The 22,644-nt window shown below is 72.8% G+C and carries 25 protein-coding genes and 1 riboswitch; of the genes, 16 read left to right on the top strand and 9 right to left on the bottom strand.

Annotated elements, in window-relative coordinates; translation table 11 throughout:
- Positions 1-9 precede the first annotated feature (9 nt).
- Positions 10-369: a hypothetical protein gene (locus AB0A94_RS19355; RefSeq protein WP_361745789.1), complete on the bottom strand. Its 360-nt coding sequence runs from the start codon at positions 367-369 to the stop codon at positions 10-12.
- Between the two features lie 15 nt (positions 370-384).
- Entirely contained in the window at positions 385-1,158 is a 774-nt protein-coding gene (locus AB0A94_RS19350; protein ID WP_361745787.1) for a LytTR family DNA-binding domain-containing protein, read from the bottom strand.
- Between the two features lie 77 nt (positions 1,159-1,235).
- On the opposite strand from AB0A94_RS19350, the gene AB0A94_RS19345 reads away from it, so the two are divergent.
- The 5 genes from AB0A94_RS19345 (at position 1,236) to AB0A94_RS19325 (ending at position 7,728) form a co-directional block, all read left to right on the top strand.
- Entirely contained in the window at positions 1,236-1,739 is a 504-nt protein-coding gene (locus AB0A94_RS19345) for an Lrp/AsnC family transcriptional regulator (RefSeq protein WP_361745785.1), read from the top strand.
- 124 nt (positions 1,740-1,863) lie between these two features.
- Positions 1,864-2,676 carry a dimethylargininase gene (gene ddaH, locus AB0A94_RS19340; RefSeq protein WP_361745783.1) on the top strand — a complete coding sequence of 271 codons (813 nt, stop codon included), beginning with the start codon at positions 1,864-1,866 and terminating at the stop codon, positions 2,674-2,676.
- Positions 2,673-3,899 carry an ornithine--oxo-acid transaminase gene (gene rocD / locus AB0A94_RS19335; RefSeq protein WP_361745781.1) on the top strand — a complete coding sequence of 409 codons (1,227 nt, stop codon included), beginning with the start codon at positions 2,673-2,675 and terminating at the stop codon, positions 3,897-3,899. Before ddaH ends, rocD begins: the two co-directional genes overlap by 4 nt.
- A 137-nt stretch (positions 3,900-4,036) precedes the next feature.
- Positions 4,037-6,487 (top strand): SpoIIE family protein phosphatase, encoded by a 2,451-nt coding sequence (locus AB0A94_RS19330; RefSeq protein WP_361745779.1) that lies wholly within the window; start codon positions 4,037-4,039, stop codon positions 6,485-6,487.
- 11 nt (positions 6,488-6,498) lie between these two features.
- Positions 6,499-7,728 (top strand): SpoIIE family protein phosphatase, encoded by a 1,230-nt coding sequence (locus tag AB0A94_RS19325; protein WP_361745777.1) that lies wholly within the window; start codon positions 6,499-6,501, stop codon positions 7,726-7,728.
- Between the two features lie 8 nt (positions 7,729-7,736).
- On the opposite strand, the gene AB0A94_RS19320 is transcribed toward AB0A94_RS19325, so the two are convergent.
- Entirely contained in the window at positions 7,737-8,192 is a 456-nt protein-coding gene (locus AB0A94_RS19320; RefSeq protein WP_361745775.1) for an RpiB/LacA/LacB family sugar-phosphate isomerase, read from the bottom strand.
- A 187-nt stretch (positions 8,193-8,379) separates the two neighbouring features.
- Between AB0A94_RS19320 and AB0A94_RS19315 the strand changes: the two genes are divergently transcribed.
- Complete coding sequence (locus AB0A94_RS19315) at positions 8,380-9,105, top strand: lysophospholipid acyltransferase family protein (protein WP_361745774.1); 726 nt, start codon at positions 8,380-8,382, stop codon at positions 9,103-9,105.
- A 70-nt stretch (positions 9,106-9,175) separates the two neighbouring features.
- Here AB0A94_RS19315 and AB0A94_RS19310 read toward each other — a convergent pair whose 3' ends face one another.
- Positions 9,176-10,777 (bottom strand): alpha/beta hydrolase, encoded by a 1,602-nt coding sequence (locus AB0A94_RS19310; RefSeq protein WP_361745772.1) that lies wholly within the window; start codon positions 10,775-10,777, stop codon positions 9,176-9,178.
- A 261-nt stretch (positions 10,778-11,038) separates the two neighbouring features.
- The gene (locus AB0A94_RS19305) at positions 11,039-11,668 is read right to left on the bottom strand and encodes a TetR/AcrR family transcriptional regulator (protein WP_361745770.1); all 630 of its coding nucleotides are present in this window, start codon (positions 11,666-11,668) and stop codon (positions 11,039-11,041) included.
- A 107-nt stretch (positions 11,669-11,775) separates the two neighbouring features.
- Between AB0A94_RS19305 and AB0A94_RS19300 the strand changes: the two genes are divergently transcribed.
- The gene (locus AB0A94_RS19300; protein ID WP_361745768.1) at positions 11,776-12,777 is read left to right on the top strand and encodes an ABC transporter permease; all 1,002 of its coding nucleotides are present in this window, start codon (positions 11,776-11,778) and stop codon (positions 12,775-12,777) included.
- Between the two features lie 90 nt (positions 12,778-12,867).
- Here AB0A94_RS19300 and AB0A94_RS19295 read toward each other — a convergent pair whose 3' ends face one another.
- Entirely contained in the window at positions 12,868-13,155 is a 288-nt protein-coding gene (locus AB0A94_RS19295) for a type II toxin-antitoxin system Phd/YefM family antitoxin (protein WP_361745766.1), read from the bottom strand.
- 68 nt (positions 13,156-13,223) lie between these two features.
- Here AB0A94_RS19295 and AB0A94_RS19290 point away from each other — a divergent pair, with 68 nt between their 5' ends.
- From AB0A94_RS19290 to AB0A94_RS19280, 3 genes are all read left to right on the top strand, one after another.
- On the top strand, positions 13,224-13,859 hold the full coding sequence (locus AB0A94_RS19290; RefSeq protein ID WP_361745764.1) for an ATP-dependent Clp protease proteolytic subunit: 636 nt from the start codon (positions 13,224-13,226) through the stop codon (positions 13,857-13,859).
- A gap of 7 nt (positions 13,860-13,866) precedes the next feature.
- On the top strand, positions 13,867-14,175 hold the full coding sequence (locus tag AB0A94_RS19285) for a hypothetical protein (RefSeq protein ID WP_361745762.1): 309 nt from the start codon (positions 13,867-13,869) through the stop codon (positions 14,173-14,175).
- Positions 14,176-14,508: 333 nt separating this feature from the next.
- Positions 14,509-14,711, top strand: a riboswitch (cyclic di-AMP (ydaO/yuaA leader).
- A 3-nt stretch (positions 14,712-14,714) separates the two neighbouring features.
- The gene (locus tag AB0A94_RS19280; RefSeq protein ID WP_361745760.1) at positions 14,715-15,188 is read left to right on the top strand and encodes a C40 family peptidase; all 474 of its coding nucleotides are present in this window, start codon (positions 14,715-14,717) and stop codon (positions 15,186-15,188) included.
- Between the two features lie 69 nt (positions 15,189-15,257).
- On the opposite strand, the gene AB0A94_RS19275 is transcribed toward AB0A94_RS19280, so the two are convergent.
- Positions 15,258-15,719 carry an ATP-binding protein gene (locus AB0A94_RS19275; protein ID WP_361745759.1) on the bottom strand — a complete coding sequence of 154 codons (462 nt, stop codon included), beginning with the start codon at positions 15,717-15,719 and terminating at the stop codon, positions 15,258-15,260.
- Positions 15,720-15,931: 212 nt separating this feature from the next.
- Between AB0A94_RS19275 and AB0A94_RS19270 the strand changes: the two genes are divergently transcribed.
- Together AB0A94_RS19270 and AB0A94_RS19265 are read left to right on the top strand one after the other, a co-directional pair.
- Entirely contained in the window at positions 15,932-16,792 is an 861-nt protein-coding gene (locus AB0A94_RS19270) for a helix-turn-helix transcriptional regulator (RefSeq protein WP_361745757.1), read from the top strand.
- Between the two features lie 9 nt (positions 16,793-16,801).
- Positions 16,802-17,026 carry a DUF397 domain-containing protein gene (locus AB0A94_RS19265; protein WP_217135416.1) on the top strand — a complete coding sequence of 75 codons (225 nt, stop codon included), beginning with the start codon at positions 16,802-16,804 and terminating at the stop codon, positions 17,024-17,026.
- A gap of 53 nt (positions 17,027-17,079) precedes the next feature.
- On the opposite strand, the gene AB0A94_RS19260 is transcribed toward AB0A94_RS19265, so the two are convergent.
- Positions 17,080-18,207 carry an 8-amino-7-oxononanoate synthase gene (locus AB0A94_RS19260; protein WP_361745755.1) on the bottom strand — a complete coding sequence of 376 codons (1,128 nt, stop codon included), beginning with the start codon at positions 18,205-18,207 and terminating at the stop codon, positions 17,080-17,082.
- A 147-nt stretch (positions 18,208-18,354) separates the two neighbouring features.
- Between AB0A94_RS19260 and bioB the strand changes: the two genes are divergently transcribed.
- From bioB to AB0A94_RS19240, 4 genes are all read left to right on the top strand, one after another.
- Positions 18,355-19,506, top strand: a complete 1,152-nt coding sequence (bioB, locus tag AB0A94_RS19255) for a biotin synthase BioB (RefSeq protein ID WP_361745753.1) — start codon at positions 18,355-18,357, stop codon at positions 19,504-19,506.
- Positions 19,499-20,779 carry an adenosylmethionine--8-amino-7-oxononanoate transaminase gene (locus AB0A94_RS19250; RefSeq protein ID WP_361745751.1) on the top strand — a complete coding sequence of 427 codons (1,281 nt, stop codon included), beginning with the start codon at positions 19,499-19,501 and terminating at the stop codon, positions 20,777-20,779. The genes bioB and AB0A94_RS19250 overlap by 8 nt, the downstream gene beginning before the upstream one ends.
- Before the next feature lies 1 nt (position 20,780).
- A complete protein-coding gene (bioD, locus tag AB0A94_RS19245) occupies positions 20,781-21,497 on the top strand; it encodes a dethiobiotin synthase (protein ID WP_361745749.1) in 717 nt (238 codons plus the stop codon).
- A gap of 69 nt (positions 21,498-21,566) precedes the next feature.
- Entirely contained in the window at positions 21,567-22,268 is a 702-nt protein-coding gene (locus AB0A94_RS19240; protein ID WP_361745747.1) for a class I SAM-dependent methyltransferase, read from the top strand.
- Here the strand turns inward: AB0A94_RS19240 and AB0A94_RS19235 are convergent, their stop codons facing one another.
- Complete coding sequence (locus AB0A94_RS19235; protein WP_361745745.1) at positions 22,269-22,643, bottom strand: fic family toxin-antitoxin system, toxin component; 375 nt, start codon at positions 22,641-22,643, stop codon at positions 22,269-22,271. It lies immediately after the preceding gene.
- Position 22,644 lies beyond the last annotated feature (1 nt).

Here is a 22,644-nt window from a genome sequence, read left to right as displayed (position 1 = left end):
GTCCCGGTCTCAGCGGTCCTCGACGAGCCGCACGAAGTCGCGTTCGTTGCGTTCGGCGCGGCGCACGTACCAGCGGGCGAGCAGGACCAGCGGGGGGTACAGCCCGAAGCCGAGCACCGCCCACTCCAGGCGGCGGGCGTCGGGGGCGGTGGCGAAGACCAGCGGGAGCGGGCCGATGAGCAGGGCGAGGACGGCGAACACGACGAGTCCGGTGCGCAGCTGGATGCGCATCAGGGAGCGGACGTAGGTGTGGCCGAGGGTGGTCTGCTCGTCGATCTCGGTGCGCGGGCGGTGGTGACCGGAGGAGCGGCGGGCGCGGCGGGGCGGGCCGGTGACGACCACGCGGCGTTCGGTCGGGTCCTGGGGCATGTGCGCTCCCCCTGCCTAGCTCGTGGTCCGGCGCATCAGCAGGTCCCGCAGCTCGCGGGCGTGCCGCCGGCTGACCTGGAGTTCCTCGGAGCCGATCAGGACGCTCACGGTGCCCGCGTCGAGCCGGAGTTCGCCGATGTGGCGCAGGGCGACCAGATGGCGGCGGTGGATGCGGACGAAGCCGCGGGAGCGCCAGCGCTCCTCCAGGGTGGAGATCGGGATCCGTACGAGGTGGCTGCCCCGGTCGGTGTGCAGGCGGGCGTAGTCGCCCTGGGCCTCGACGTGGGTGATGTCGTCGACGGCGACGAAGCGGGTCACGCCGCCGAGCTCGACGGGTATGTGGTCGGGGTCGGGTTCGTGCACGGGGATGCGCGGGGCGGTGGTGCCGCGCCGTGCGGCGGCGCGCAGTTCGACGACGCGGCGGACCGCCTCGGCCAGCCGTTCCTTGCGGACGGGTTTGAGGACGTAGTCGGCGGCCTTGAGGTCGAAGGCCTGGACGGCGAAGTCCTCGTGGGCGGTGACGAACACGACGAGCGGCGGCCGGGCGAACCCGGTGAGCAGCCGGGCGAGGTCGAGGCCGTCGAGGCCGGGCATCTGGATGTCGAGGAAGACGACGTCGATGGCCTCGGGTCCGTCGGGTCCCGACTCCAGGGCGCGGTTGATGCGGCGCAGCGCCTCGGTGGCGTCGCCGGCGCCCTCGGCGCTGCCGATGCGGGGGTCGGCGTTGAGCAGGTAGAGCAGTTCCTCCAGTGAGGGGCGTTCGTCGTCGACGGCCAGTGCGCGCAGCATGAAGGTGGAGTGTAGGGGGGTTTTCCACGTCTGGACATGCCCCGGACGTGGGCGTTCGCGCTGGATACAGTGCCCGCATGAACAGCAGGCCCGCCTCCTTCGACGAGCTCGACCGGAAGATCGTCACCGCGCTGATGGCGAACGCCAGGACGTCCTTCGCCGAGATCGGCGCGGCCGTCGGGCTGTCGTCGACGGCGGTCAAGCGCCGGGTGGACCGGCTGCGCGAGACCGGGGTGATCACCGGCTTCACGGCGACGGTGCGGCCGTCCGCGCTGGGCTGGCGCACCGAGGCGTACGTGGAGGTGTACTGCGAGGGGGCGGCGCCGCCCCGGCGGCTGGCGGAGGTGGTGCGCAACCATCCGGAGATCGCCGCGGCGATGACGGTGACCGGCGGCGCGGACGCGCTGCTGCACGTGCGGGCGCGGGACGTGCAGCACTTCGAGGAGGTGCTGGAGCGGATCCGCCAGGAGCCGTTCATCCGGAAGACGATCAGTGTGATGGTGCTGTCGCACCTGCTGCCGGACAGTCCTGAGGCAGGAGTGAGCCAGCCCGCCCCGGAGGGCGCATCAGACGTGCGCTGAACGGTGGAACCGCGCAGCGTTCCTGCGTGAACACGCAGCTCTTGTTCCTTGTCGTCCGTATCGCTCGCTTCCTACCGTGGTCTCACCCCCTGTCGAGACCGCGTGGAAGCGGAGGAACCCCTCTGTGGCCGACTCCCGTGTGGCGTCCCGGCGGCGATACCTCGTCTGCGAACCCAGACACTTCGCCGTGCGGTACGCGATCAACCCCTGGATGCATCCCGACCGTCCCGTCGACGTCTCCCTGGCGCAGCGCCAGTGGCGGACGCTGGTCGACGCCTACCGCGACCACGGTCATACCGTGGAGACCGTGAATCCGGAGCCCGCACTGCCCGACATGGTGTTCGCCGCGAACGCGGCGGTCGTCGTGGAGGGCCGCGTCTTCGGCTCCCTGTTCCTGGCGCCCGAGCGGCGCCCGGAGTCCGTGCCGTACGAGGCCTGGTTCAAGGCCGAGGGGTACGAGGTGCACCACCCCGAGTCGGTGTGCGAGGGCGAGGGCGATCTGGTGCCCGCCGGGCGCTGGATCCTCGCCGGCACCGGGTTCCGCACCACCCGCGAGGCGCACCGCGAGGTGCAGGAGTTCTTCGGGGTGCCGGTGATCGGCCTGACGCTGGTGGATCCGTACTTCTACCACCTGGACACGGCGCTGTTCGTGCTGGACGAGGAGAACGTCGCGTACTACCCGGAGGCGTTCTCGCCGGGCAGCCGCGAGGTGCTGGCCCGGCTGTACCCGGACGCGGTGCTCGCGACGCGTGAGGACGCGATGGCGTTCGGGCTGAACTCCGTCTCCGACGGACGCCATGTGTTCGTCTCTCCCGGGGCCACCGCCCTCGCCGCCCGGCTCGCCGACCGCGGCTACGTTCCCGTCCCCGTCGACCTGTCCGAGTTCCACAAGGCGGGCGGGGGCATCAAGTGCTGCACACAGGAGATCCGCCCATGACCTCTGTCGTCCCCGCGCGTACGTCCGCCGAGCTGATCGACGCGGAGCAGCCGGTCCTCGCGCACAACTACCACCCGCTGCCCGTGGTCGTCGCCCGCGCGGAGGGCGCGTGGGTGGAGGACGTGGAGGGCCGGCGGTACCTCGACATGCTGGCCGGCTACTCGGCGCTCAACTTCGGCCACCGGCATCCGGCGCTGGTCGAGGCGGCGCACCGCCAGCTGGACCGGCTCACGCTGACCTCGCGCGCGTTCCACAACGACCGGCTCGCGGAGTTCGCGGAGCGGCTGGCCGCGCTGACCGGTCTGGACATGGTGCTGCCCATGAACACCGGCGCGGAGGCGGTGGAGAGCGGGATCAAGGTGGCCCGCAAGTGGGCCTACGACGTGAAGGGCGTCCCGGCGGACCGGGCGACGATCGTGGTGGCGGCGGACAACTTCCACGGCCGTACGACGACGATCGTGAGCTTCTCCACGGACGAGGTGGCGCGGGCCGGGTTCGGGCCGTTCACCCCGGGCTTCCGGGTGGTGCCGTACAACGACCTGGCGGCGCTGGAGGCGGCGGTCGACGAGACGACGGCGGCGGTGCTGATCGAACCGGTCCAGGGCGAGGCGGGCGTGATCGTCCCGGACGACGGCTACCTCACCGGGGTGCGGGAGCTGACGCGCCGCGCGGGGTGCCTGTTCGTCGCGGACGAGATCCAGTCGGGCCTGGGCCGCACCGGCCGTACGCTCGCCGTGGAGCACGAGTCGGTCGTCCCGGACGTGGTGCTGCTCGGCAAGGCGCTGGGCGGCGGCATCGTCCCGGTGTCGGCGGTGGTGGCCCGGCGGGAGGTGCTCGAGGTGCTCCATCCGGGTGAGCACGGGTCGACCTTCGGCGGCAATCCGCTGGCCGCGGCGGTCGGTACGGCCGTGGTGGAGCTGCTGGAGACGGGCGAGTTCCAGCGCCGGGCGGCGGAACTGGGCGGCATCCTGCGCGAGGGCCTGGAGTCGCTCGTCGGCAAGGGCGTGGTCGGGTTCCGCTCCCGCGGTCTGTGGGCGGGCGTGGACGTCGACCCGGCGCTCGGCACCGGCCGCGAGGTCAGTGAGCGCCTGATGCGGGAGGGCGTCCTGGTCAAGGACACCCACGGCTCCACCATCCGCCTGGCCCCGCCGCTGACCGTCACCGCGGAGGAACTCCAGGGCGCCCTGCACACCCTGGAGAAGGTCCTGGCCCGGCAGGTCTGAGCCGCTGCCGTCCCCTCGCCCGGCCCCGGCGGGGGGACGGCGGGGGACGGCCTATCCCAGAGAGCCCTCACCCCTCCCCAAGGGTGAATATGGGGACAAGAGGGGGTAGACCACTCTCAGCGACAGAGAGGTCGGCCGTGGGCGGACACAAGGAGCAGGACGTTGCCCGGCAGGGGTTCGATGTGGCCGACGCCGTTCCCCTGTTGCTCGATCCGCACGGCCTGGTGTCGAGCTGGACCGCCGGGGCCGAGCGGCTGCTGGGGTACCGCGCCGCCGAGGCCGTGGGCCGCAAGTTCGCCGAGCTGCTGCCCCCCGAGGACGCCGAGCGGGTGCCGGACCTGATCGAGCGGTGCCGCTCGGACGGCGACTGGGCGGGGCTGATGACCGCCCGGCACCGGGACGGGCGGCCGGTCGCGGTGATGGTGCGGATCACACCGACGGTGGAGCCGCGGGGCCGTTCGTCGCTGCTGGTGCTGCTGTCGGAACTGGCCGGCGCGGCCGGCTGGGACATGAGCCGTGCCGTGCTGGAGCAGATGGTCACCGGTACGTCGATCGGCATCGCGATCGTGAACACGGAGCTGCGCTTCGTGTGGTCCAACGCCGCGCTCGAACAGTTCGGCGGCGGACCGGCCGAGCAGCGCCTGGGCCTGCGGGTCGCGGACGTCCAGCCGGGAATGAACGCCGAGGCCATCGAGGCGCAGATGCGGCACGTACTGGACACCGGGGAACAGGTGGTCGGCTACGAGCTCGTCGGCCGCGCCCGCTCGGCGCCGCTGCGCGAGACCGCGCACATGCTGTCGTTCACCCGCCTCGACGACGCCCGGGGCCGTCCGATGGGCGTGTACTACACCGTCGTGGACGTCACCGAGCGGCACCGCGCCCGCCAGCGCCTCGCCCTGCTCGACCGGGCCGGCGAGCACATCGGCCGCACCCTGGACATCCTGCGCACCGCGCAGGAGCTGGCAGACGTGACCGTGCCGGAGCTCGCGGACTTCGTCATCGTGGACCTGCTGGAGACGGTGCTGCGCGGCGCCGAGCTCCCGCCCGGCCCGCTCACCGGTTCCGGCCGGGTGCCGCTGCTCCGCGCGGGCCACCGGTCGGTGTACGAGGACCTGCCGCGGACGGTCGTGGAGACCGGAGCGGTCGTGTCGTACCCGGCGGGTTCCCCGCCGGTGCGCTGTCTGACCACGGGCCGGTCCTGGCGTCAGGAGCAGCTCGACCCGCTCGCCCCGGAGTGGGCCGCGACGCCGGGCGGCCGGGAGTCCACCTTCCTGGAGCTCGGCCTGCAGAGCGCGATGGTCGTCCCGGTCCGGGCCCGGGGCGTCACCCTGGGCGTCACCACGTTCTTCCGCCGCCGCTGGCAGAACCCCTTCGACGAGGACGACCTCCATCTGGCCGAGGACCTCGTCTCCCGTGCCGCCGTCTGTGTGGACAACGCCCGGCGCTACACCCGCGAGCGGGACGCCGCGCTGGTCCTGCAGCGCAGTCTGCTGCCCCGGCGGCTGCCCGAGCAGGACGCCGTGGAGGTGTCCGCCTGCTACCGCCCGGCCGACGAGCTGACCGGTCTGGGCGGTGACTGGTACGACCTGATCCCGCTGTCCGGCGCCCGTGTCGCCCTGGTCGTCGGCGAGGCGCCGGGGCACGGCATCGGCGCCGCCGCGGCCATGGGGCGGCTGCGCACCGCCGTACGGACGCTGGCCGCGATCGACCTGCCGCCCGAGGAGGTGCTCGCCCATCTGGACGACCTGGCGTCCCGGCTGGCGCAGGACGAGGGCGACGGGGAGTCCGGGGACTTCCCCGGCCGGTCCGTCGGGTCCGGCTGCCTGTACGTCGTCTACGACCCGGTGGACGGGCAGTGCACGATGGCGGCCGCCGGCCATCCCGCGCCCGCCGTGGTGGCACCCGACGGCACGGTCACCTTCGTCGACCTCCCGCAGGGACCGGCGCTCGGTGTGGGCGGCCCGCCGTTCGAGGCGGTGCAGCTGAGCCTGGCCGAGGGCAGCACGCTCGCCCTGCACACGGACGGTCTGCTGACCGGCGGGAGGCCCTCGTCCGACGGGACGGGCCGCGAACGGCTGCGGCAGGCGCTGCGGGGCGCCGCGACCGCGCTCGAACCGAGCTGCCGCGCGGTGGTCGACATGCTGGTCCCGGCCCGGCCGTACGACGACGTGGCCCTGCTGATGGCCCGTACCAGGCGTCTGGACCCCGGACGGATCGCGGTCTGGGACCTGCCGGCGGATCCGGCGGTCGTGGCCGAGGCCCGCAGGACCAGCACCCGGCAGCTGGCCCGCTGGGGGCTGGACGACCTGGTCTTCACCACGGAGCTGGTCGTCAGCGAACTGGTCACCAACGCCATACGGCACGCCGGCGGCCCCGTGCGGCTGCGGCTGATCCGCGAGCGGGCGCTGGTGTGCGAGGTGTTCGACGGCGGCGCCACCGCACCCCATCTGCGGCATCCCCGCGCGATGGACGAGGGCGGGCGCGGGCTGCTGCTGGTCTCCCAGTTGGCCCAGCGCTGGGGCACCCGGTTCGTTCCCGACGGGAAGATCATCTGGGCGGAGCAGTCGCTGACCACGCCGCCGGAGTGAGGCGATGGCCCATGGCGGAGGCCTCGATCGACTACGCGGCGGTCTACCAGGCCCTGCCCGGCATGGTGGCGCTGCTGACCCCGGACCTGGTGTACGCGGACGTCAACGAGGCGTTCGTCCGCGGGACCGGGCGCTCCCGCGAGACCGTGGTGGGCCGCTTCCTGTTCGACGTGTTCCCGGAGAACCCGAACGACCCGGAGGCCGTGGGCGCGCACCTCCTGCGCACCTCGCTGCTGCGGGTCCTGTCCACGGGGGAGCGCGACACCATGGCCGTGCAGCGCTACGACGTGGAGACCCCGGAGCACTCCGGTGTGTGGGAGGAGCGCTACTGGAGCCCGGTGAACGCTCCGGTGCTCGGCCCCGACGGACAGGTCGCGCTGATCGTGCACCGGGTCGAGGAGGTCACCGAGCTGATCCGGGTCCAGGGCGGCGCGGGTGACGGCCGAGGGCGGATGCTGGAGACCGAGCTGTACGCACGCGCCCGTGAGCTGCAGGAACTCAACAACCGGCTGCGCCAGGCGCACGCCCGGGAACGCGAGGTGGCCCTGGCGCTGCAGGAGGCGATGCTGCCCGCCCGCCGGCCGGGCGGCCACCACCGGGCCGCGGTGCGCTACCGGCCGGCGGTGGGCGCGCTCAACGTCTGCGGGGACTGGTACGACCTGGTCGACCTGGTGGGCGGGCACCGCATCGGCGTGTCCGTGGGCGACGTGGTCGGGCACGGGCTGGCGGCGGCCGGGGTGATGGGCCAGCTGCGCAGCGCGCTGACCGCCGCCTCCCGGGTGGCGGACGGGCCCGCGCAGGCGCTGAACGTGGTGGGCCGCTACGCCCACGTGGTGGACGGCGCCGAGTCCGCGACCGCGGTGACCGCCTTCATCGACTTCGACCGGCACACCGTCACCTACAGCAGCGCCGGCCATCCGCCGCCCGTGCTGCTCCATCGCGACGGACGCGTGGAGTTCCTCGACCGGGCCACCGATCCGCCGCTCGACGCCCAGCCCGATCCGACGCCGAGGACGGAGGCGACGACCCGGTTCGTACCGGGGGCGACCCTGGTGCTCTACACCGACGGGCTGGTCGAACGGCGCCGGGAGAACATCGACACGGGGCTGCTGCGGCTCGCCGAGGCCCTGCGCCGCCACCGGACGCAGGATCCCGAGACGCTCGCGGACACCGTGCTGCTGGAGCTGCTGCCGCCGGGCGGCGCCACCGACGACACGGCACTGGTCGTCGTACGGCTGTGACCGGCGGGTCAGGAGCCGGTGCGCTCCCGGTCGAGAAGTGCCGTGCGTTCCACGTTGCGCCGGTCCTCCGGGTCGTCGCTGGGCGCGCCGGCGAACCAGGCGTCGAGGATCTCCGTCAGCAGCGGCCCGGACGTCAGCCGCAGGCCGATCGCCAGCACGTTGGCGTCGTTCCAGCGGCGCGCGCCGTCCGCCGTGTAGGCGTCGGTGCACAGGGCGGCCCGGACGCCGGGCACCTTGTTCGCGGCGATCGAGGCACCGGTGCCGGTCCAGCAGCACACCACCGCCTGGTCGGCCGTGCCGACGGCGACCTCACGGGCCGCCGCCTCGGAGCAGACGGCCCACTGCGGGTCGTCCCCGGGGTTCAGGGCACCGTGCACGCGTACCTCGTGGCCGCGTTCGCGGAGCTCGGCGAGGAGGGCGCGGGCCACGGGTTCGTCCATGTCGGAGGAGACGGAGATCCGCATGCGTCCGAGCCTACTCCCCCGCGGTGCGCCCTGACGTGCACTCAACGCCCCGGCACGATGCGTTCCGTCGCGTCGGACGTGGTACCGGGCCACGGTGCCCGGACCTAGACTGGCACCCCACGACGTGCCGGATGGCCTGCCGGGATGCGGCGGCACCGCCCGTCCGCCGGAGTCGAGGAGCGTGTCCTTGTTCTACCACCTGCTCAAGTACGTGCTGCTGGGCCCGCTGCTGCGTCTGCTCTTCCGGCCGCGCATAGAGGGCCTCGAGCACGTGCCGTCGTCCGGCGCCGCCATCGTCGCGGGGAACCACCTGTCGTTCTCGGACCACTTCCTGATGCCGGCCGTGCTCAAGCGGCGCATCACCTTCCTCGCCAAGGCCGAGTACTTCACCGGTCCCGGCCTCAAGGGCCGGCTGACGGCGTTCTTCTTCCACAGCGCGGGTCAGATCCCCGTCGACCGCTCCGGCAAGGAGGCCGGGCAGGCCGCCATCCGGGAGGGCCTCGGCGTGCTGGACAAGGGGGAGCTGCTCGGCATCTACCCGGAGGGCACGCGCTCGCACGACGGCCGTCTCTACAAGGGCAAGGTCGGCGTCGCGGTGATGGCCCTCAAGGCGGGCGTCCCGGTGATTCCCTGTGCGATGATCGGCACCTTCGAGGCCCAGCCGCCCGGGAAGAAGATCCCCCGCATCCACCCGGTGGTGATCCGCTTCGGCAAGCCGCTGGACTTCTCGCGCTACGCGGGGATGGAGAACGAGAAGGCGGTCCTGCGCGCCGCCACCGACGAGATCATGTACGCCATCCTCACCCTCTCGGGGCAGGAGTACGTCGACCAGTACGCGGCCGTCGCCAAGGCGGAGGACGCCGAGCGCGAGGCGGAGACCGGGCGCCGCTTCCCGCGCATGCCGCTGAGCTGATCCCGGTGGGCACACGGGCGAGGGGCGGCCGGAGAGTTCCGGCCGCCCCTCGTGCCGTACGGCGTGGGCGCTACGGCTTCGGTGTGGCGTGGGGTGCGCAGGTCACGTCGGACCGGTCCACCTCGCCGGTGAGCAGGTAGGTGTCCACCCGGTCGTTGACGCAGGGGTTGACCAGGCCGGTGACGCCGTGGGATCCGGCGTTCCTCTCGGTGATGAGGCGGGAACCCTCGAGCCGCCGGTGCAGTTCGACGGCGCCCGCGTACGGGGTGGCCGCGTCACGCTCGGACTGGACGATCAGCACCGGCGGCAGCCCCTTGCCGGACGTGACGTCCACGGGCGTCCGCTGCTTGACCGGCCAGGTGGCGCAGGGGAGGTTCATCCAGGCGTTGGCCCAGGTCATGAACGGGTGGTCCCGGTGCAGCCGGGTGTTGTCGCGGTCCCATGTGCGCCAGTTGGTGGGCCACTTGGCGTCGGTGCACTCCACGGCCGTGTAGACGGCGTTGCCGTTCTCCGCGGCCGCGTTGCCCGCCGTGTCGGAGGGGTCGGGGGCGGCGGCGTCGACGAGCGCCCGGGTGTCGCCGGCGGCGTACCGGCTGAAGACGGCCGCCGTGGGTGCCCACGCGGAGTCGTAGTACGGGGCGCTCTGGAAGAAGGAGATCAGCTCGGCCGGGCCGACGACGCCGCCGAGGGGGTTCTTCTCGGCGGTGGCGCGCAGCTCGAGCCACCGCTCCTGGACCTCGGCGCGGGTGTCTCCGAGGTGGTAGGTCGCGTCGTTCTTCGCGACCCAGTCCTGCCAGTCCTTCCAGCGGCCCTCGAAGGCGACGTCCTGGTCCAGGTTGGCCTGGTACCAGATCTTCTCGCGGGAGGGGTTGACGACGCTGTCGACGACCATGCGGCGGACGTGGCCCGGGAAGAGGGTGGCGTAGACGGCGCCGAGGTAGGTGCCGTAGGAGACGCCGAGGAAGTTGAGCTTCTTCTCGCCGAGGGCGGCGCGGATGACGTCGAGGTCGCGCGCGGTGTTCGGCGTGGTCATGTGCGGCAGCATCTCGCCGCTGCGCTCGTGGCAGCCCTCGGCGTACTCGCGGGCGAGCTCGCGCTGGGCCCGCTTGTCGGCCTCGGAGCGGGGCACCGGGTCCATCTTGGGCGCCTTGACGAACTCCTGCGGGTCGGCGCAGGAGATGGGCGCGGACTTGCCGACGCCGCGCGGGTCGAAGCCCACGAAGTCGTACGCCTTGGCCGCATTGGCCCAGACCGGGTTCTTGGCGGTGACCCGGGCCGGGAAGCGCAGGCCGGAACCGCCGGGACCGCCCGGGTTGTACAGCAGCGCGCCCTGGCGTTCACCCTTGGTGCCGGTGTTGCCGATGCGGTCGACGGCGAGCTTGATCTGCTTGCCGTACGGCTTGGCGTAGTCCATCGGCACCGAGACCCAGCCGCACTGGATCGGCTCGGCCAGGTTCCAGTCGGCGGGGCAGTCCTGCCAGTCGATGCCGGTCTCCGCGGCCCGGGCGGCGGCGATCGCCACGCCCCTGGCCTCGCGGTCCTTGCCGTGGTGGGTGTCCGCCGTCGCGCTCGCCGTGGGTACCGCGACGGCGCCGGCTATGAGCGTCGCCGTGACGAGCACTCCGGCCGAACCGCGCACGGCCGCCCGCCTCTTCGGTCCGCTGTCCCTCAAGTGGGGCCTCCCCGTTCATCGTTGCGATGGGCAGGGGGGATCCTCGCCGCTGTGAGGCAGCTGGGAACAGGGTTCGAGGCCGTTCTTTGCCAATCCGATAACCGGATATTGACACTCCATCAATCGGACACGCTTTTCAGCAGGCCGAGCGCTTCCAGCCCGTCCGGCGTTTGAGGAGGAGGCCGTTCAGGCCGAAGGGGGTCCGGGGGCGCCCCCGTGGGGCGGGGAACGGAAGCGGGCGGCGGGGGCGGCCACCACCCGTCAGGTGTCCGCCCGGGCAGGCCCCACAGCCATCAGCGCCCGCAGCCCCTCCCCCAGCGTCCGCTCGGAAATCCCACCGAACAGCGCCATCTGAGCGGCGAACCCCTGCACCAGCGCGATCATCGCCCGCGCCGCGGCGTCCGTGTCCGCGTCGGCGGACATCAGACCGGCGTCCTGGTACGCCTCGGCAACCCTCCCCCAGGCCCTGCGGACTTTGTCGTACCCCTCACCCAGCACAGCCGCCAGCTCGGGACTGCGCGTGGTCTCCGTCCACACCTGGATCATCAGCCGCGGGAACATCCACTCACCGCCGTCCAGAGTGGCCGGCCGCTGCTCCCTCATCCGGGCCAGGGCCCGCGGGATGAGCACGTCCGGGGTGGGCGGCGGGCTCTCCTGCGCGGCCTGTTCGAGGATGCCGCGCACCGTGTCGAGCACATCGGTCACGATCGCGGTGATCAGCTCGTCCTTCCCCCGGAAGTACCGGTAGACGGCGCCCGCGGAGAGGTCCGCCTCCTTGAGCACGTCCTGCATCGAGGTGGCGTGGAAGCCGTTGCGGGCGAAGCAGGACGCGGCGGCGTCGAGGATCTGGCGGCGGCGGGCGTCGAGGTGTTCCTGGGATACACGGGCCATGACCGCAATCTAAAACGAACATTCCTTCTTGACAAGGAGCGGGCGGAGCGGGACGGTGGCGGTGACCGGAGAACGAACAATCCTTCTTTTTGACCGCCGGAGTCATCATGTCCCCCTCGTCACTGTCGCCGCACCGCCGCATCGTCGCCGTGACGCTGCTGGTCCCCGCCCTGGTGGCGCTGGCGCTCTGGGCCTTCGCCTGGCCCGCGGCCCGTACGGCGCCCCGCGACCTGCCGCTCGGTGTCGCCGGCCCCACCGCGGCGACCGCACCGGTGGAGCAGCGGCTGGAGAGCCGAGAGGGCGCCTTCGACCTCCGCCACTACGCCGACGAGGCCGCCGCCCGGAAAGCGGTCGAGGACCGCGAGGTGTACGGCGCGGTCGTCGTCACCGCACAGGGGCCGAAACTGCTCACCGCGTCCGCCGCGAGCCCGGTCGTGGCCCAGCTGCTGCAGCAGGCGGTGACGCACCAGGCGTCCGCCTCGGGCAGCGAGGTCACCACCGTGGACGTGGCGCCCGCCGCCGAGGGGGATCCGCGCGGCGCGGTCCTGAACACGAGCGTGCTGCCGCTGGCCCTGGCCGGGATCGGGGCCGGCGCCGCGGTGACGCTGCTGGGGCTGCGCGGCGCCCGCGCGGTGGCCGCGCTGGCCGGGTCCGCCGCCCTGGTCGGCGCGGTGGCCGCGGCGCTGGCGCACAGCTGGCTGGACGCCGTTCCGGGGGACTGGTGGACCGTGGCCGGCACGTTCGCGCTGGCCGCCCTGGCCATGGGCGCGGCGGTGGCCGGACTCGCGGCGCTGATCGGACAGGCCGGCATCGCGCTCGGCGGCTTTGTGATCGTGCTGCTCGGCAACCCCTTCTCGGGGGCGTCCTCGGCGCCGGAGATGCTGCCCGAGCCGGCCGGGGCGATCGGCCAGTGGCTGCCGCCGGGGGCGGGCGTGTCGCTGCTGCGCTCGGTGTCCTTCTTCGACGGCGCGGCGGCGGCCGGCCCCGCCCTGACACTGACCTGGTGGGCGGCGCTGGGCCTGGGCGCCGTGCTCCTCGGCGGCGCGCTGAAGGAGCGCGCGGGGAACGCGGAGCCCGCCGCCGAGCCGGGCCCGGCCCCCGCCGGCTGACCGGCCGCACGAGGGCCGGCCGCCGGCCGCACGGAACGACCGCGCATCCCCGCCGTGGCGGACGGGGGTGCGCGGTCCCGTCGTGAAGGCTCAGGAAGTGGCCGTCCCCCGGTGCTCCGCCGCGATGCCGAAGCGCTGCCTTTCGCGAGGAGCGGACGCGACCTCGCGCACGCCGGCCACGGTGCTGACCACCTGCTCCTCGGCGGGTTCCCGGGCCTTCCCGAGTTCTTCGAGTCGTCGCAGGTCATCGGCGGAGACGAGGGCGACGAGGGGCTTTCCGTGCCGGGTCACGACGACGCGCTCACCGCCGTACACCACGCGGTTGATGAGGTCGGCGAGCTCAGCCCTGGCTTGGGTAACCGGAATCTCGTAGGCCATGAACCCATCATAACGTCACGTACGTCCTGTACATTTTTTACAGAGACAACCAGACAGGAGGGGCCCTCATGACCCGACCGTCCGCCCGCCACGTCCTGCCCGAGCTCACCGAACGCACGGCAGCCGGGAGCCGGACGACCGACCCCTACTCGAAGCTGCTCGAGGAGCGGATCGTCATCCTCGGGACACGGATCGACGAGACCTCCGCCAACGATGTGATGGCGCAGTTCATGTACCTGGAGCACCACTCTCCCGACCGGGACATCTCGCTCTACGTCAACTCCCCCGGCGGCTCCTTCCACGCCATGTCGGCGATCTACGACACGCTGCGCTACGTCACCTGTGACGTGGAGACGGTCTGCCTGGGCCGGGCGGAGGGCGCCGCCGCGCTGCTGCTGGCCGCCGGCACCCCGGGCAAGCGACTCCTGCTGCCCGGCTCCCGTCTGGTGCTCCGCCAGCCCTCCCTCCTGGAGCCGGTCGAGGGACAGACCAGCGATCTGGCGATCCAGGCCGAGGAGTTGACCCGTGTCCGGTCGCGGATGGAGGAGATCCTGGTCCGGCACACGGGCCGCACCGCGGAGCAGGTCCGGGCGGACGTCGAGCGGGACAGGGTCCTCGACGCGCGGGCGGCGGTGGAGTACGGCCTGGCGGACCGGATCGTGCCCGGCCGCAGGAGCGCGTCCCCCGCTCCCGGCGCGAGGTGAGCCGCGGATGCTGCCACCGGAACTGCCGCCGCTGCCCGCGCTGACCCGCGCGGAGGCCGAGTTGATCGACCGTTACCTCGAGGCCGTCGACCTGCTCGGCCGGGTCAACCCGGCCCTGGGCGGTGACACCTACCGCGGACTGCGCGCCGCTCAGGCCCTGGTCGGCAAGGCCGTCGCGCTGCGCGACGCGCTGACCCTGATGCACCGGCGCGGTGAGAGCGAGCTGCACTCCGGCACGCTGGCCCGGGCCCTGCGGGTGCTGGACGGCGAGCGGCGCACGGCCCGGGTCACACTGCCGCCGGATCCCGGCAGTTGACGTCCGGGTCACCCGGACGGCGGCCCCGGTCGACAGTGCGCTCCTGCCGGGGTTGAAACGGACCAAACGACGTACCCCCGTCCGGCGTAGACGAACCTGCTGTTTTCGGGCCTTCGAAGTTGCGCAGCGTGCGTACCGCACGACCGGAACGATGCTTTTCATCCCTGGTCCGGGGCTCCCCGGGCCCTCGTCGGGGACCCGGACAGGAAGGTGTCCACCCGAACGGATGAGTGGTGAGTAACAACACAAATCCCTCGTTCCGTTGGGATTTCGATCGCGTCATGAGCCAAGATCCCTGACTGACGACAAGACCCCGCCGCCGCGGCGGGGCGATCCGGGCGGACGCCGAGTCCTGCCGCCGCCCGGGTGACCGGTCGACAGGAGTGGATCGGCAGGAGTGGAGGACCCAAGCACGACGGGCCGCCGGGACGTCAGTTCCGAGCAGTCCTTGGGGTGAAGCCGCACGTGTGCGGCCGGGCCACTTCGCCAGCCCGAATCCGACAGGTCATCCTTCACAGGCGGCTGACGAAGGGTTGCGCATGACTGCGCTCAATCGTGTCCCGTCTCTCATGGCCCGGGCCGGTACGGCCTCGGCTCTCACCCTGGCCGCGGTGGGCGGCTCCATCGTGGTCCCCGGAGCCGCCTCGGAGGCGGCCGCCGCGAGCCCGGCCACCAAGGCGCTGCGCATCGCCGCCTCCAAGCAGGGCGCGCCCTACAAGTGGGGCGCCACGGGGCCGTCCCGGTTCGACTGCTCGGGTCTGACGCTGTATTCGTTCAAGAAGGCGGGCAAGAAGCTGCCGCGCACCGCCGCCCAGCAGTACAACAAGACGCGTCACATCTCCGCCGGTAACCGCAGGGCGGGAGACCTGGTGTTCTTCCATTCGGGCAGCTACGTCTACCACGTCGGCATCTACGCGGGTAAGGGCAAGATCTGGCACGCCCCGAAGACCGGGGACGTGGTGCGCCTGCAGAAGATCTGGACCCGCAGCGTCTGGTACGGCCGGGTGAAGTGACCGCGGGGGCCGGGGCGGCGGCGCCCCCGCCGTGCCGCCGCCCCGCCCCCTTCGGCCGAGGTGCGATTCCTACTGCTCCTGCTGTCCGGCCGCCGTGGCCGCTTCGGCGGCCCGGACGGCCCACGGGAGTTCGACCGATACGGTCTTGCCGCCCTCACGCGTGGGGCGGACTCTGAGCCTGCCGCCGCATTCCGCGGTCAGCCAGCGGATGATGACCAGCCCGCGGCCGTTGTCCTGCTGGACCGCCGCGGGCAGCCGCCTGGGGAGCCGCGGGTGGCTGTCCGTGACACCGATGTGCAGCCGTTCGTCCCGGACCAGGACGACGTCCACGGTGAAGGTGGGCGACTGCCCGAACGTGTGCTGCACGGCGTTGGTGGCGAGTTCGGAGACGATCAGCCGGACGGTTTCGCACAGTTCCGTGTCCGCCGGCACGCCCCATTCCTCCAGTGCGCCCACCACATGGGCACGGGCGGCCGAGACCGAGGCGGGATCGCTCGGCAGAGTGACGGATGCTTCCAGATGGTCTGCCATGGCGACGTCGTCCCTTTCCCACGGGACCGCGGTCCGACACGGAGCGGATGGTTCGAGTACGGTCCCGCACTGGTGGTTCGCCGCCAGACTGCCATCACCGCGCGGCACAGGACGGCGATCCGCCAAGATGTGCATATATCTGTCGCTCGAAGCGGTGAACTCTGCGACGGGAGACCGTATCCGGGCGACTCGGAAGGAGTAAGGAGAAGCCCATGCAGCACGGTCCCGCGGTGCGCCGCCGGAAACTGGGCGCCGAACTGCGCGCGCTGCGCATCTCGGCGGGACTCACCAGCGGCGAGGCGGCCCGCCTCGCGGGCTGGCACCAGTCGAAGGTGAGCCGGATCGAGACGGGCACGAGCGGGGTGAAACCGCCCGACGTGCGGTTACTGCTCGACGTCTACGGCGTGGCCGACCGGCAGTTGCGGGAGTTGCTGCTGGTGCTGTCGGGCTCCGGCGACGGGGACGGACGGCACCACTGGTGGCACGCCTACCGCGGGGTACTGCCGCCGACCTACCGGGACTTCATCAGCCTGGAGTCGCAGGCGAGCACGATGCGCACCCTGGAGACCACGGTGATCCCGGGACTGCTGCAGACGCCGGAGTACGCGCGTGCGGTGACGGAGGCGGCCCTGGAGGACGCGTCGGAGGAGCGGCTGGACGCGCTGGTGGAGGTGCGGCTGGCCCGGCAGGACGTGCTGCGGGCGACGCCGCCGCTGGAGCTGAGCGCGGTCCTGGACGAGGCGGTGCTGCGCCGGGAGGTCGGCGGTCCCGGCGTGATGACCCGTCAGCTCAACCGGCTGGTCGAGGCGGCCCGACTTCCCCAAGTGCGGTTGCAGGTCCTGCCGTTCGGCGCCGGCGCACACATCGGCATGACCGGTCCTTTCGTAATCTTTTCATTTTCGCGCACTTCTGATCTGGACGTGGTTGTTCTCGACCACTTGACGAGTAGCCTCCATCTGGAGCGGAAAGAAGACCTCCGGGTGTACTCGGAGGCCTTCGACGCCCTCTCGATCCACGCCCTTTCACCCGAGGACTCGTTGGATTTCATCGCCGGTGCAGCCACCGGCGCGTAAGGAGGCACGATGCCCGTACCGCCTCGGACCATCCCTTCCGGCCTCGCACTGCACGATGTGAGGTGGCTGCGCAGCAGCTACAGCACGGGTGCGAACAACTGCGTGGAGACGGCCCGGCCGGCCGCCGGCCCCCTGGCCGGACTGCTCGCCGTGCGCGACTCCAAGGCCCCCGACGGGCCCGCGCTGCTCTTCTCCCCCGCCAGCTGGACGGAGTTCGTGACCGCGGTCGGCTGACGCCCCGACCGGTCAGCCCGTCATCGGGCGACACACGGCCGTGTCCCGCCGACTCATGGCCGCGTCTCGCCGATCACCCGTACAGCGCGTTCGATCTCCGCCCCGGACAGGTCCGCGCGGGCGGTCAGTCTGAGCCGTGAGACGCCGTCGGGCACGGAAGGAGGACGGAAGCAGCCCACGGACAGGCCGGCCGCCCGGCAGTCGGCCGCCCATCGCACGGCCTGCTCCGGGGAAGGGGCCCGCACGGAGACGACCGCGGCGTCCGGACGCACCGCTTCCAGACCCGCGGCCGTCAGCCGGTCGTGCAGTTCCCGCGCCACCTCGCCCGCCCGCGCCGCGCGCCCGGGTTCGCGGCGCAGCAGCCGCAGGGCCGCCAGGGCCGCACCCGCGGCGGCGGGCGCGAGTCCCGTGTCGAAGATGAACGTCCGGGCCGCGTTGACCAGGTGCTCGATCACCCGGGCCGGGCCGAGCACCGCTCCGCCCTGGCTGCCGAGCGACTTGGACAGCGTCACCGTCACGACGACGTCGTCGGCGCCCGCCAGTCCCGCCGCGTGCGGGGCCCCGCGCCCGCCGTCGCCGAGCACGCCGAGACCGTGCGCGTCGTCGAGCACCAGACCCGCGCCGTGCTCCCGGCACACCGCGGCGAGCCCGGTGAGCGGGGCGGCGTCGCCGTCCACCGAGAACACCGTGTCGGACACCGCGACCGCGGGTCCTTCGTGCCCGTCCAGCGCCTTGCGCACAGCGTCGGGATCGGAGTGCGCCGCGACCTGTGTCGTCCCGCGGGCCAGCCGGCAGCCGTCGATCAGCGAGGCGTGGTTGCCCGCGTCGGAGACGATCCTGGAGCCGTGCGGGGCCAGTGCGGTGACGGCGGCGAGGTTGGCCGCGTAGCCGGAGGAGAAGACCAGGGCCGCCTCGAAGCCGCAGAAGGCGGCCAGTTCGCGTTCCAGTTCGGTGTGGAGTGCGGTGGTGCCGGTGACGAGCCGGGAGCCCGTCGACCCGCCGCCCCAGGTCCGCGCCGCCCGTGCGGCGCCCTCGGTGACCTCCGGATGCCGGGCCAGGCCCAGGTAGTCGTTGCTCGCCAGATCGAGCAGCGGCGTGTCGGCGGCCCGGGGACGCAGGGTGCGTACGAGTCCGGCCCGGCGGCGCAGTTCCGCCTGCTCGTCGATCCAGCCGAACGCCATGGGTCCTCCGGGGTTTTTGTAGGCAGTGCACAGACATTAGCGGGAGGCCGGACGGACCACTGTGTGGCAATACCCACACCTCGAAGTGCCCCTGTTGTACGAACCCGCCTTGGCCCGGACGGGTCGGGTAGGACAGGATCGGCTCCCATGGACCTGCTGAACACGCTGGTGGACAAGGGGCTTCGGCGCGAGACGCCGTCCCGCGGGGAAGCTCTGGCCGTGCTGGCCACCTCCGACGACGACCTGCTCGATGTGGTGGCCGCGGCCGGGAAGGTGCGGCGGCACTGGTTCGGCCGACGGGTGAAACTCAACTATCTCGTCAACCTCAAGTCCGGCCTGTGCCCGGAGGACTGCTCCTACTGTTCCCAGCGGCTCGGCTCCAAGGCCGACATCCTGAAGTACACCTGGCTCAAGCCGGACCAGGCGTCACAGGCGGCCGCCGCCGGTCTCGCGGGCGGCGCCAAGCGGGTGTGCCTGGTGGCCAGCGGCCGGGGTCCGACCGACCGGGACGTAGACCGGGTCTCCGACACCATCAGGGCCATCAAGGAGCAGAACGAGGGCGTCGAGGTGTGCGCCTGCCTGGGACTGCTCTCCGACGGCCAGGCGGAGCGGCTGCGCGAGGCGGGCGCGGACGCCTACAACCACAACCTCAACACGTCCGAGGCGACGTACGGGGACATCACGACCACGCACACCTACGCCGACCGCGTGGACACGGTGCGGAAGGCGCACGCGGCCGGGCTGTCCGCCTGCTCGGGCCTGATCGCCGGCATGGGCGAGAGCGACGAGGACCTGGTCGACGTGGTCTTCTCGCTGCGCGAGCTGGACCCGGACTCGGTGCCGGTCAACTTCCTGATCCCGATGGAGGGCACGCCGCTCGCCAAGGAGTGGCACCTGACCCCGCAGCGCTGCCTGCGCATCCTGGCGATGGTGCGGTTCGTCTGCCCGGACGTCGAGGTGCGGATCGCCGGCGGCCGTGAGGTGCACCTGCGCACGATGCAGCCGCTCGCGCTGCACCTGGCCAACTCGATCTTCCTCGGCGACTACCTCACCAGCGAGGGCCAGGCCGGCAGGGCGGACCTGGAGATGATCGCCGACGCCGGGTTCGAGGTGGAGGGCACCGGCGAGGTGACGCTGCCCGAGCACCGCGCGGGGGGCGGCTGCGGGTCCCACGAGGGCGGCGGTGCGTGCGGTCCGGCGACGACGGGTTCCTGCGGGAGCACGGCGGACGAGCCTCGTACGGACCTGGTCGCCGTCCGCCGCCGGGGAGCCGGAACGGACCTCGCGCCCAATGCCTGAGCGGTCCGTCGCCGAACTGCTGGAGCTGGACCGGCGGCACGTCTGGCACCCGTACGGGCCCATGCCGGGCCGTCAGGAACCGCTCGTCGTGGAGTCGGCGAGCGGGGTGCGGCTGAAACTCGCCGACGGCTCGGGCGAACTGGTCGACGGGATGTCGTCCTGGTGGTCGGCGATCCACGGCTACAACCACCCGGTGCTCAACGAGGCCGCGCGCGGGCAGCTGGAGCGGATGAGCCACGTGATGTTCGGCGGGCTCACCCACGAGCCCGCCGTGCGGCTGGCGAAGCTGCTCGTCGACATGTCCCCGGAGGGTCTGGAGCACGTGTTCCTCGCCGACTCCGGATCGGTGTCGGTCGAGGTCGCGGTCAAGATGTGCCTGCAGTACTGGCGTTCGCTGGGCCGGCCGGAGAAGCGGCGGCTGCTGACCTGGCGGGGCGGCTACCACGGCGACACCTGGCAGCCGATGTCGGTGTGCGACCCCGAGGGCGGGATGCACGAGCTGTGGTCCGGGGTACTGCCGCGTCAGGTGTTCGCCGAGGCCCCGCCCGCGGAGTACGAGGAGTCCTACGCCGGCCATCTGCGGGAGACGGTCGAGCGGCACGCCGGCGAGCTGGCCGCGGTGATCGTGGAGCCGGTGGTGCAGGGCGCGGGCGGGATGCGGTTCCACTCCCCCGCGTATCTGCGGGTGCTGCGCGAGGCGTGCGACGCGCACGGCGTGCTGCTGGTGTTCGACGAGATCGCGACCGGGTTCGGGCGCACGGGCGCGTTGTTCGCGGCGGGGCACGCGGCGGTGACGCCGGATGTGATGTGCGTGGGCAAGGCGCTGACCGGCGGTTATCTGACCATGGCGGCGACGCTGTGCACCGCGCGGGTGGCTGGGGGCATCTCGCGCGGTGAGGTGCCGGTGCTGGCGCACGGTCCGACGTTCATGGGCAATCCGCTGGCGGCGGCCGTGGCCTGCGCCTCCGTCGAGCTGCTGCTCGGCCAGGACTGGCGCGCGGAGGTCGAACGGATCGAGGCGGGCCTGCGGGAGGGGCTGGCACCGGCGGCCGGGCTGCCCGGGGTGCGGGACGTGCGGGTGCTCGGTGCCATCGGGGTCGTCCAGCTCGATCACGCCGTCGACATGCGGGCGGCCACGGAGGCCGCCGTGCGTGAGGGCGTGTGGCTGCGGCCGTTCCGCGATCTGATCTACACCATGCCGCCGTACGTCACGGGTGACGCGGACGTGGTGCGCATCGCCCGCGCGGTGTGCGCGGCGGCGAAGGAGGGATGACATGCCGGTGTGGGTGATCACGGGCACGGGCACCGAGGTCGGCAAGACGGTGGTGACGGCCGCCCTCGCCGCGACGGCGCTGGCGGCGGGCCGGTCGGTGGCCGTGCTGAAGGCGGCGCAGACGGGGGTGCGGCCGGACGAGGCCGGGGACGCCGAGGAGGTCGCGCGGCTCGCCGGTGCGGTGACGACGGCCGAACTGGCCCGGTACCCGGACCCGCTGGCGCCGGCCACGGCGGCCCGCCGGGCCGGCCGGGCGCCGGTGCATCCGCACGAGGTCGCGGAGCGGGCCGCCAAGCTGGCCACGGAGCACGATCTGGTGCTGGTGGAGGGCGCGGGCGGGCTGCTCGTACGGTTCGACGCGGCCGGCGGGACGCTGGCGGACGCGGCGGCGCTGCTGTCCGCGCCGGTGCTGGTGGTGGCGTCGGCCGGGCTCGGCACCCTGAACGTCACGGAGCTGACGGCCCGTGAGCTGCGCGGCCGGGGGCTGGACCTGGCGGGTGTGGTGATCGGCAGCTGGCCCGCCGAGCCCGACCTGGCCTCGCGGTGCAATCTGCTGGACCTGCCGGACGTGACCGGTGTCCCGCTGCTGGGCGCCGTACCGGCCGGGGCGGGCGCGCTGGACCCCGCCGGGTTCCGGGCCTCGGCACCGCACTGGCTGGCGCCCCGGCTGGAGGGAACCTGGGACGCGGAGACGTTCCGGGTGCGCGAGGCGCCCTGACGGCGAGCGGGGGTGCGGGGCGCCCGTCCGGGGGAGAATCGGCATAGGCCCGTCCTGGGGGAGGCCCTCATGCAGCTGTCGTCCGGCCGGTCCACGAAGGTGGAGCGGGATGCCGTGCACCATCCGCTGTTCGCGCGGTACTACGCCCGGCTCAGCGTCGCCGCCGAGACCCGCGCGGGAATGGCCGGGGTGCGGCGCGGACTGGTCGGCGGGCTGTCCGGCCGGGTGATCGAGGTCGGCGCGGGCAACGGCCTGAACTTCGCGCACTATCCGGGCACCGTCTCGGAGATCGTCGCCGTCGAGCCGGAGCGGGGGCTGCGGGCGTCGGCCGTGGAGGCCGCCCTGCGCGCCCGGCTGCCGGTGGACGTCGTGCCGGGGGTGGCGGAGGCGCTGCCGGTCAAGAGCGAGGCGTTCGACGCGGCGGTGCTCTCCCTGGTGCTGTGCAGCGTCCGGGACGTGCCGCGGGCGCTCGCGGAGCTGAGGCGGGTGCTGCGGCCGGGCGGCGAGGTGCGGTTCTTCGAGCACGGCCGGGGCGGCGGCCCGGTCATGCGCCTCACCCAGCGGGTGCTGGACCGGACGGTGTGGCCGCCGCTGGCCGGTGGCTGCCATCTGGCGCGGGACCCGGTCGGCGCGCTGCGTCGGGCGGGGTTCGAGCTCGGCCCCTACCGGCGGGTGCTGATGCCGGAGAAGGGACCGGCGCTGCCCACCTCGTACTGCGTCATGGGCACCGCGTGGCGGCCGGCGGGCGACGCGGCGGCCGGCGGGAGCTGATCACTCGCACCAGCGGCGCAGCTCGGCCGCGATGTCGTCCACGGTCGCCTCGCCGTCCTTGACCAGGCGGGCCAGATCGCGCACCTGTTCCGGCGAGGTGACGACCTTGAGACCACTGGCGACGAGATAGGCGTACGCGACGGCGGAGGCGAAGAGGGCGTTGGACCGCTCCAGCGCGGGGATGTGGATCAGCAGCTGGAGCAGTGAGGCGGCGCGGGCGTGCGGACCTTCGTAGACGGGGACGTCGAAGATCTCGGCCTCGTGGCGTGCGACGGCGGCGACGAGGGCGCCCCAGTCGGTGACCTGGGGGTCTCCCGGGGTCTGCCGCTCGGCGAGCATGAGCAGCCACGCGAGGTCGATGCGCAGGTCGTTCAAC

The organism is Streptomyces sp. NPDC044984, assembly GCF_040646935.1.
Lineage (GTDB): Bacteria > Actinomycetota > Actinomycetes > Streptomycetales > Streptomycetaceae > Streptomyces.
Note: the sequence above shows the minus strand (reverse complement) of the source record. Positions and strands in the feature narration are given on the sequence as shown.

What these genes read in the sequence shown, in the direction of transcription:
- AB0A94_RS19305 (WP_361745770.1), bottom strand. Translation starts at nt 11,668, where the DNA reads ATGGCCCGTGTATCCCAGGAACACCTCGACGCCCGCCGCCGCCAGATC.
- AB0A94_RS19250 (WP_361745751.1), top strand. Translation starts at nt 19,499, where the DNA reads ATGCCTGAGCGGTCCGTCGCCGAACTGCTGGAGCTGGACCGGCGGCAC.
- AB0A94_RS19240 (WP_361745747.1), top strand. Translation starts at nt 21,567, where the DNA reads ATGCAGCTGTCGTCCGGCCGGTCCACGAAGGTGGAGCGGGATGCCGTG.
- AB0A94_RS19350 (WP_361745787.1), bottom strand. Translation starts at nt 1,158, where the DNA reads ATGCTGCGCGCACTGGCCGTCGACGACGAACGCCCCTCACTGGAGGAA.
- AB0A94_RS19325 (WP_361745777.1), top strand. Translation starts at nt 6,499, where the DNA reads ATGGCGGAGGCCTCGATCGACTACGCGGCGGTCTACCAGGCCCTGCCC.
- AB0A94_RS19355 (WP_361745789.1), bottom strand. Translation starts at nt 369, where the DNA reads ATGCCCCAGGACCCGACCGAACGCCGCGTGGTCGTCACCGGCCCGCCC.
- bioB (WP_361745753.1), top strand. Translation starts at nt 18,355, where the DNA reads ATGGACCTGCTGAACACGCTGGTGGACAAGGGGCTTCGGCGCGAGACG.
- AB0A94_RS19260 (WP_361745755.1), bottom strand. Translation starts at nt 18,207, where the DNA reads ATGGCGTTCGGCTGGATCGACGAGCAGGCGGAACTGCGCCGCCGGGCC.
- AB0A94_RS19280 (WP_361745760.1), top strand. Translation starts at nt 14,715, where the DNA reads ATGACTGCGCTCAATCGTGTCCCGTCTCTCATGGCCCGGGCCGGTACG.
- AB0A94_RS19290 (WP_361745764.1), top strand. Translation starts at nt 13,224, where the DNA reads ATGACCCGACCGTCCGCCCGCCACGTCCTGCCCGAGCTCACCGAACGC.
- AB0A94_RS19320 (WP_361745775.1), bottom strand. Translation starts at nt 8,192, where the DNA reads ATGCGGATCTCCGTCTCCTCCGACATGGACGAACCCGTGGCCCGCGCC.
- AB0A94_RS19270 (WP_361745757.1), top strand. Translation starts at nt 15,932, where the DNA reads ATGCAGCACGGTCCCGCGGTGCGCCGCCGGAAACTGGGCGCCGAACTG.
- AB0A94_RS19295 (WP_361745766.1), bottom strand. Translation starts at nt 13,155, where the DNA reads ATGGCCTACGAGATTCCGGTTACCCAAGCCAGGGCTGAGCTCGCCGAC.
- AB0A94_RS19300 (WP_361745768.1), top strand. Translation starts at nt 11,776, where the DNA reads ATGTCCCCCTCGTCACTGTCGCCGCACCGCCGCATCGTCGCCGTGACG.
- rocD (WP_361745781.1), top strand. Translation starts at nt 2,673, where the DNA reads ATGACCTCTGTCGTCCCCGCGCGTACGTCCGCCGAGCTGATCGACGCG.
- AB0A94_RS19285 (WP_361745762.1), top strand. Translation starts at nt 13,867, where the DNA reads ATGCTGCCACCGGAACTGCCGCCGCTGCCCGCGCTGACCCGCGCGGAG.
- AB0A94_RS19345 (WP_361745785.1), top strand. Translation starts at nt 1,236, where the DNA reads ATGAACAGCAGGCCCGCCTCCTTCGACGAGCTCGACCGGAAGATCGTC.
- bioD (WP_361745749.1), top strand. Translation starts at nt 20,781, where the DNA reads ATGCCGGTGTGGGTGATCACGGGCACGGGCACCGAGGTCGGCAAGACG.
- AB0A94_RS19275 (WP_361745759.1), bottom strand. Translation starts at nt 15,719, where the DNA reads ATGGCAGACCATCTGGAAGCATCCGTCACTCTGCCGAGCGATCCCGCC.
- AB0A94_RS19265 (WP_217135416.1), top strand. Translation starts at nt 16,802, where the DNA reads ATGCCCGTACCGCCTCGGACCATCCCTTCCGGCCTCGCACTGCACGAT.